This window comes from Fusibacter sp. (assembly GCF_057447755.1).
Map to the genome: position 1 here is coordinate 1 of NZ_JBVBZF010000203.1, position 6,426 is coordinate 6,426.

At 41.1% G+C, this 6,426-nt stretch carries 7 protein-coding genes; 5 read left to right on the forward strand and 2 right to left on the reverse strand.

Annotation, left to right across the window (positions count from 1 at the left end; translation table 11 throughout):
- From AC220I_RS16390 to AC220I_RS16400, 3 genes are all read left to right on the forward strand, one after another.
- On the forward strand, window positions 1-368 hold a 368-nt coding region (locus AC220I_RS16390), incomplete at its 5' end, for a metal ABC transporter solute-binding protein, Zn/Mn family (RefSeq protein WP_486724938.1).
- A gap of 7 nt (window positions 369-375) precedes the next feature.
- Window positions 376-1,155, forward strand: a complete 780-nt coding sequence (locus AC220I_RS16395; RefSeq protein ID WP_486724939.1) for a metal ABC transporter ATP-binding protein — start codon at window positions 376-378, stop codon at window positions 1,153-1,155.
- A complete protein-coding gene (locus AC220I_RS16400; RefSeq protein WP_486724940.1) occupies window positions 1,152-1,964 on the forward strand; it encodes a metal ABC transporter permease in 813 nt (270 codons plus the stop codon). The genes AC220I_RS16395 and AC220I_RS16400 overlap by 4 nt, the downstream gene beginning before the upstream one ends.
- A 66-nt stretch (window positions 1,965-2,030) precedes the next feature.
- On the opposite strand, the gene AC220I_RS16405 is transcribed toward AC220I_RS16400, so the two are convergent.
- Window positions 2,031-3,407 (reverse strand): MATE family efflux transporter, encoded by a 1,377-nt coding sequence (locus tag AC220I_RS16405; RefSeq protein ID WP_486724941.1) that lies wholly within the window; start codon window positions 3,405-3,407, stop codon window positions 2,031-2,033.
- A 165-nt stretch (window positions 3,408-3,572) separates the two neighbouring features.
- Between AC220I_RS16405 and AC220I_RS16410 the strand changes: the two genes are divergently transcribed.
- Both AC220I_RS16410 and hisD read left to right on the forward strand, forming a co-directional pair.
- Window positions 3,573-3,920: a cupin domain-containing protein gene (locus AC220I_RS16410; RefSeq protein WP_486724942.1), complete on the forward strand. Its 348-nt coding sequence runs from the start codon at window positions 3,573-3,575 to the stop codon at window positions 3,918-3,920.
- A 43-nt stretch (window positions 3,921-3,963) separates the two neighbouring features.
- Window positions 3,964-5,235: a histidinol dehydrogenase gene (gene hisD / locus AC220I_RS16415; RefSeq protein ID WP_486724943.1), complete on the forward strand. Its 1,272-nt coding sequence runs from the start codon at window positions 3,964-3,966 to the stop codon at window positions 5,233-5,235.
- Between the two features lie 79 nt (window positions 5,236-5,314).
- Here hisD and AC220I_RS16420 read toward each other — a convergent pair.
- Window positions 5,315-6,426, reverse strand: a 1,112-nt coding sequence (locus AC220I_RS16420) for a methyl-accepting chemotaxis protein (RefSeq protein WP_486724944.1), incomplete at its 5' end; no start/stop codon positions are given.

Genomic DNA, 6,426 nt, shown 5'->3' on the forward strand with positions numbered 1-6,426 from the left:
CCAATGCAGAAACGTTAATAAAGCAATTGACCGCACTTGATCAAGAGGTGGTCGATAAGGTGGCTGCAAGCGACCATAAAATTTATTTGATTTACCATTCATCCTACAATTACTTTGCATATGATTATGGTCTGTCCTTTATTTCTATTGAAAACGAGGGCAAGTCACCGACTATCCAAGACATTCAAAATGCCATTGACATTGCCAAGGCCAATCATATAAAAACACTATTTTATCAAAACGAGTTTTCTGTGGAACAAGCTAGGTCTATTTCTGAGCAAATTGGTGGCAATGCCGTTCCTCTTGAACCACTATCTGAAAATTACTTTGACGCAATGAATCTACTAATTCAACATTTAGGTGAGTGAGGCTAATATGGATAAGGATTTACTACTACAGCTTAAGGACATTAGTGTCCAATATGGCAACAATCTAATTTTGGACCAAATCTCCATTGACATAAAGCGTGGAGATTACATAGGCATCATCGGACCAAACGGTGCCGGAAAATCAACACTGATTAAGGCCATCTTGGGGTTGATCCCCATTCAAAAGGGCGTTGTCAACAAAGCTTCACAGCTCCGCATTGGATATGTCCCTCAGTATTCTCAGTTTGAAAAAAACTTTCCGATAACCGTCATGGACACGATTCTCATGGGAGCCATTAAACCGCGTTCAGGGCTCTTTCATCGTCATTCAAAGGCTGATAAAGAAAAGGCGATTTCACTTGCAGCCTACTTGCATATAGACAATTGTCTCGATAAAAACATCAACAAGGTCTCTGGCGGACAAATGCAAAAGGCCATGATTGCCAGAGCCATGATTCAATCTCCTGAGATTCTAATCCTTGATGAGCCGACTTCAAACGTCGACAACAGCTCCAGAAATGAAATCTATGATATTTTAAGAGATATTAACCGCGATCAAAATACCACTGTTTTACTCATCAGCCATGACATTGGCGCTGTCTCTTCCTATGTTAAATCGGTTGCCTGTTTAAACCAGACCCTTCATTATCACCCTGAAAGGGCCTTTACTAGTGCAGAAATTGAGCGTACCTTTGGTTGCCCTGTGGACTTGATTGCACATGGTGCACCACACAGAGTACTTGAACAACATGAAATTATAGATCTCAGTGCAAGGAGGCCTCAATGATACTCGCAGACTTTTTAAAGTATGACTTTTTGCGCAATGCCTTAATTGGTGGTATTCTCGCCAGTATCCTCTGTGGCATCATCGGCACTATCATCATTGAAAAAAAACTGGTGATGATGAGCGGTGGTATTGCTCATGCCAGTCTTGGTGGCATTGGTATTGCTCATTATTTTAATTTTGACTACCTAATCGGTGCACTGTCATTTTCATTTCTATCAGCCCTGGTCATCTCAGCATCTAGAAAAAATGAAAAGGCTTATACCGATACTATTATTGGCATGATCTGGTCCTTCAGCATGGCCATAGGCTTATTGTTTATCTATTTAAAGCCAGGTTTCCCACCAGATATTAACGGCTTTTTATTCGGAGATATTCTTACCGTCTCAAACAGCAACTTGAAGTTCATCGCTTTTTCACTGGCAGTCACCTTAGTGGTTATTCTCTCCCAGTTCAACTACTGGAAGTATTTCCTGTTTGATGAAGAGTATGCCTCTGTCCTAGGCATTAATGTCGAACGCTACACCTTGATTTTATTTGCACTCATATCACTTGCGATTGTGGCACTTATAAAGCTTGCAGGCATTATTTTAATTATTGCCTTGCTCACGATTCCACCCATGCTCGCAAAATTGTTTTTTAGCAAGTTCAGTCAAGTTATGATTGCCTCTGTCCTTGTGAGCATCTTGTTCATCATCTTGGGATTGCTTGTATCATACAGCTTGAACATACCTTCTGGCATTACCATTATCATCATCAGTAGCGCTTCATTTTTTGTCGCTAAACTCATAAAGACCAAGTCGCTATTTTAGGCTTTAGTTTAATCAAATAAAGGGTTTATTGCTCATCTAATTTCTTAGATTTGCAATAAACCCTTTTTAATTTTCAACATTCACTTGAGGTTTTTGCTTGATAATCTGATGTTGCCAGTTGCCTGTGAGATAGATCAAAAATCCAATCACACAGATGATAAGATTACTCAAAATCATGGCATACCAAACACTGGATGGTTCAAAATTCGACCATTTGCTAAGTGCGAAAACCATGGGAATTCGAAGGCCCCAAAGGCGCCCCATCATTATGACCATTGCAGACATGGTATGACCTGATCCCTGAAAAGTACCTACCAAAATTTGAAAGAATCCCATTAAGGGGATTGAAATAATAATCATCTTCAGATATTCTGTACTGCTCTCTATGACCACTGCCTTGGTTGCAAAAGCAGACACAATTGCCTTTGAAAAGGGCCACATGATTAAGCCCCCTATGACGAGAATCGTCGTTGTCAACAAGGTGCTTGTCTTTACGGCCTCTTTGGCACGACTCACATTCTCAGCACCTAGGTTCTGACCCACCACAGTGGCAAGTGCACTCCCAATCCCCATTGCTGGCATCATAATCAAGGAACTCACACGATTGCCTATGGCAAATGCCGTCAAAGTCGTCTCTCCAAATGTGATTAAGAAAACATTCAATATTGTAAAGCCAAAAGCTGTTGTGGCTTGCCCTATTGAGGAAGGTAAACCAACCCTAATGATTTTTTGTACAATTGCTTTATCCCACTTGAGGTCTTTCCCCTTAATTCGAATGCCACTATCCTTTAGAAATAAAAGACTCACAGCATAGACTGCAAAGATTGCCTGGGAAATGACCGTTGCAATTGCAGCACCTGAGATGCCCATGTGCCAAACAAATATAAAAATCGGGTCTAAAATCATATTTAAAATGACCGATGCACCACCAATCATCATTGGCGTGATCATGTCCCCTTGGCCCTGCTTAATGCCATTGAAGGCATACATTAAAAATAAGGCAGGCATACCCATAAAGGTAATCGATAGATACTGATAAGCATTTTCATAGAGCGATCCCGTCGCCCCCATCCAAGCGACAATAGAACCACTCATGGTGTACCCTACAAGCGCAAAGACAACCGACATTAAAAACAAAAGACTCAGTACTTGACCTGATACAGATTTGGCCTTATTATACCGTCCTGCACCTATATATTGAGAAATCAGTGCACTGGCTGCAATGGACATGCCAATGCCAAAAGCCATTACCAAGAAATTGATTGACCAGACCAGCTGAATGGATGCTACCTCATTTCCACCAATGCGACTTACAAAAAAAGTATCTGTTAAATTGTAAATTGTATGGATAAAATTGTTGATCATAACGGGCAAGGACAATGTCCATATGACCTTTTTCATATCGCCTTTTAAAATTAATGTACGCTTCTCTGAATAATCCATGATGACTCCCCCTAATATACATTTAGTATAGCATAGGATAATTAGCAACTCAAATATTTCGTGACGCTAATAAATCACCTGAATTTTACCATATTAGCCCTTTAAACCTTTTAAATTTCTGTTATAATATTTATAACTCAAAACACGAAAAACAAGGAGGATCCAATGGTCGTTGGCAATTTTAATGATTTAATCGCTTCAGAAATAATGAGCAGTGAAGCTAAGAATGCAGCTATGAAAGTACTCGTATCTCCGTCAGAAGGTTGGGAAGATCACGTTATGAGAGTCATCGAACTTCAAGCAGAAGGTTTTTCGCCTAAGCATGAGCATGATTGGCCTCATATCAATTATGTCATAGAAGGTGAAGGCACTTTGTTGATCGAAGATACACTACATGAAATTAAAGCTGGTAGCTATGCATATGTACCTTCTAATACTTTACACCAATTCTCAAATACAGGCACCACACCTTTGAAATTCATTTGCATCGTTCCTGTGAGAGGACATAAGTAAACAGTTCTATCCCTTATCTAAAGAAAAGAGGCTCAAAATATATATGAAATATTTGAAAAAATCGGTGGAGAGACCTCCTGAAGATCTCAAAGCATTAAAATCAAACGTCACTCAAATCATAGACTCTGTACGTCAAAATGGGGATGCTGCCCTACTGGCTTATAACACACAGTTCGATTCAAACAAGAGACACAATCTCAGGGTGACTCCTGAAGAAATAAAAAGTGCCTACAAATTGGTTTCAAGCGAATTGATAGAAGACCTAAAAATAGCCTGCCAACATATTCGCGATTTTGCCATGGCTCAAAAATCAACAATCACAGATTTACCCCTATTTGAAGTTTCTCCAGGCATTGAATTAGGCCATAGGGTTCTTCCAATCGAATCTTGTCTCTGCTATGTACCTGGTGGTAACTATCCCTTATTTTCATCCGCCCTCATGCTGATCATTCCAGCTAAAGTTGCGGGGGTAAAACGTGTTGTCGCTTGTTCACCTGCCATTAAAGGGACAGAACAAATTGCGCCTGAAACACTTGTGGCCATGGACATTGCAGGTGTCGATGAAATTTATGTGGTTGGTGGCGCACATGCCATTGCAGCCTTCTCATATGGTACCGCTTCCATAAAACCGGTTGACTTAATCGTTGGTCCTGGCAACCAATACGTCACAGAGGCCAAGCGTCAATGCTACGGTCAAATCGGCATCGACTTCGTCGCAGGACCAAGTGAAGTGATGATCTTGGCAGATGGTTCAGCAGACCCAGAAATCGTTGCAGCTGACCTTCTAGGACAGTCAGAACATGATTTGCTGGCTAAGGGCATTCTCGTCACCACAAGCGAGACGCTTGCAGAGGCAGTGCTTATTGAAGTTGAAAAACAACTGCAGATACTCTCAACCGCTGAAATCGCCAGAAAATCATGGGAGATCTTTGGTGAAATTATCCTTATCGATACACTCGAAGAAGGTATTGAACTATGCAATCAGTTGGCACCGGAACACCTTGAACTTGCCCTTGAAGAACCAAGCGCAGTCACTCATAAATTATACAATTACGGCTCTCTTTTTATTGGGGAGTGGTCAGCAGAAGTCCTTGGCGACTATATTTCGGGCACCAACCATACCCTGCCGACCTTAAAGGCTGCAAGGTATACAGGTGGCGTCTATGTGGGGACTTTTTTAAAGACCCTGACACATCAGACCATCCATCCGGATGCATTAAAACGCATTGGACCATCAGCGCATCGCATGGCAAAGGCAGAAGGCCTTGATGCCCATGCAAACGCCGTTGCAGTAAGATTAAAGAAATGCACTTGATAACAAAACTTTAAAAAGCGACACCAAGTCCAAAAAGACTTGATGTCGCTTTAATTTTATACTTTTGCTAAGAATCTGCCTATTCCTTTAATTTAAATTGACTTGCCTTTTGAACAAGTTCACTTGACCTTGACTTAAGTTCGTCGATCATATTTAAAATCTGTTCCGTTGAAGCCATTTGTTCCTGGGCGATGGCACTGATGTGCGTCGTCATGTTGTTCGTGTTGACGAGCGTTTGTTCAAACCGCGTCATGGAATCATTTACTTCAAGCATTGAAGCAGCTTGCTCCTCTGAAATTGCCGCAATTTCTTCCACCGAAACATTCGAAGTCTCAGTAATTGTGATGACCTTCATCATGCTTGATTTAGTGGTTTCAGAAGCATCTGATGCACGCTTGACCCCAACAAAAATCTGGTCAAATCTCACATAAATTTCTTCAATCTCTCTTTGAATCACATCAATAATACCAGCGATTTGATTAGCTGAAAGATTGGACTGTTCTGCCAGTTTTCGGATTTCATCTGCAACGACGGCAAATCCACGACCAGCTTCCCCTGCTCTTGCCGCCTCAATTGATGCATTTAAGGCAAGGAGGTTTGTCTGCTCTGAAATCGACTTGATGGCCTCAGTAATCCCACCAATATCGTTTGCAGAATTCTTGAGCGCCTTCATCTTGACATTAGTCTCTTCGCTCATATTCGAAACAAGTTCCATGTCTTCTACGGTTTCGTTTAGGAGGTCAAAGCTCTTCTGTGTTTCTGTCATGTTGTCTTTCATGGTAGCATTCAGTTTTTCCGTATTCTCCGCAACCACATTAGCACCCGTTGTCATATCTTGAAGCACAGCAAAGGTTGCACGTGTTGTGCCCATATCTTGATTTACACGTTCAGACAAGTCCACAATTTGTTCTGTCATCTCTTCTGTAGCTTTAGCATTCTCTTCACTGATTTCATGTAAAGATTCTGAAAACACCCCAATTTGAGACATGTCGGCCATGAGTTTGCTTAGAAGGTCGTTGTAGGCATCGATTAAGGACTGAAGTTCCTTTGCAAGCGTTCCAAATTCGTCAGTTCTCTTTAAATACGCTTCATCTACTTCAAAGTTTAAATCTCCTTTAGATAGTCTTGAGACGACCGATTCAGTAAATGCAATATTTTTAAAAATCGCATTGGACAAGAATCGACTTAAGA

Coding starts and splice junctions, on each gene's coding strand:
- AC220I_RS16395 (WP_486724939.1), top strand. CDS start 376: ATGGATAAGGATTTACTACTACAGCTTAAGGACATTAGTGTCCAATAT.
- AC220I_RS16400 (WP_486724940.1), top strand. CDS start 1,152: ATGATACTCGCAGACTTTTTAAAGTATGACTTTTTGCGCAATGCCTTA.
- AC220I_RS16405 (WP_486724941.1), bottom strand. CDS start 3,407: ATGGATTATTCAGAGAAGCGTACATTAATTTTAAAAGGCGATATGAAA.
- AC220I_RS16410 (WP_486724942.1), top strand. CDS start 3,573: ATGGTCGTTGGCAATTTTAATGATTTAATCGCTTCAGAAATAATGAGC.
- hisD (WP_486724943.1), top strand. CDS start 3,964: ATGAAATATTTGAAAAAATCGGTGGAGAGACCTCCTGAAGATCTCAAA.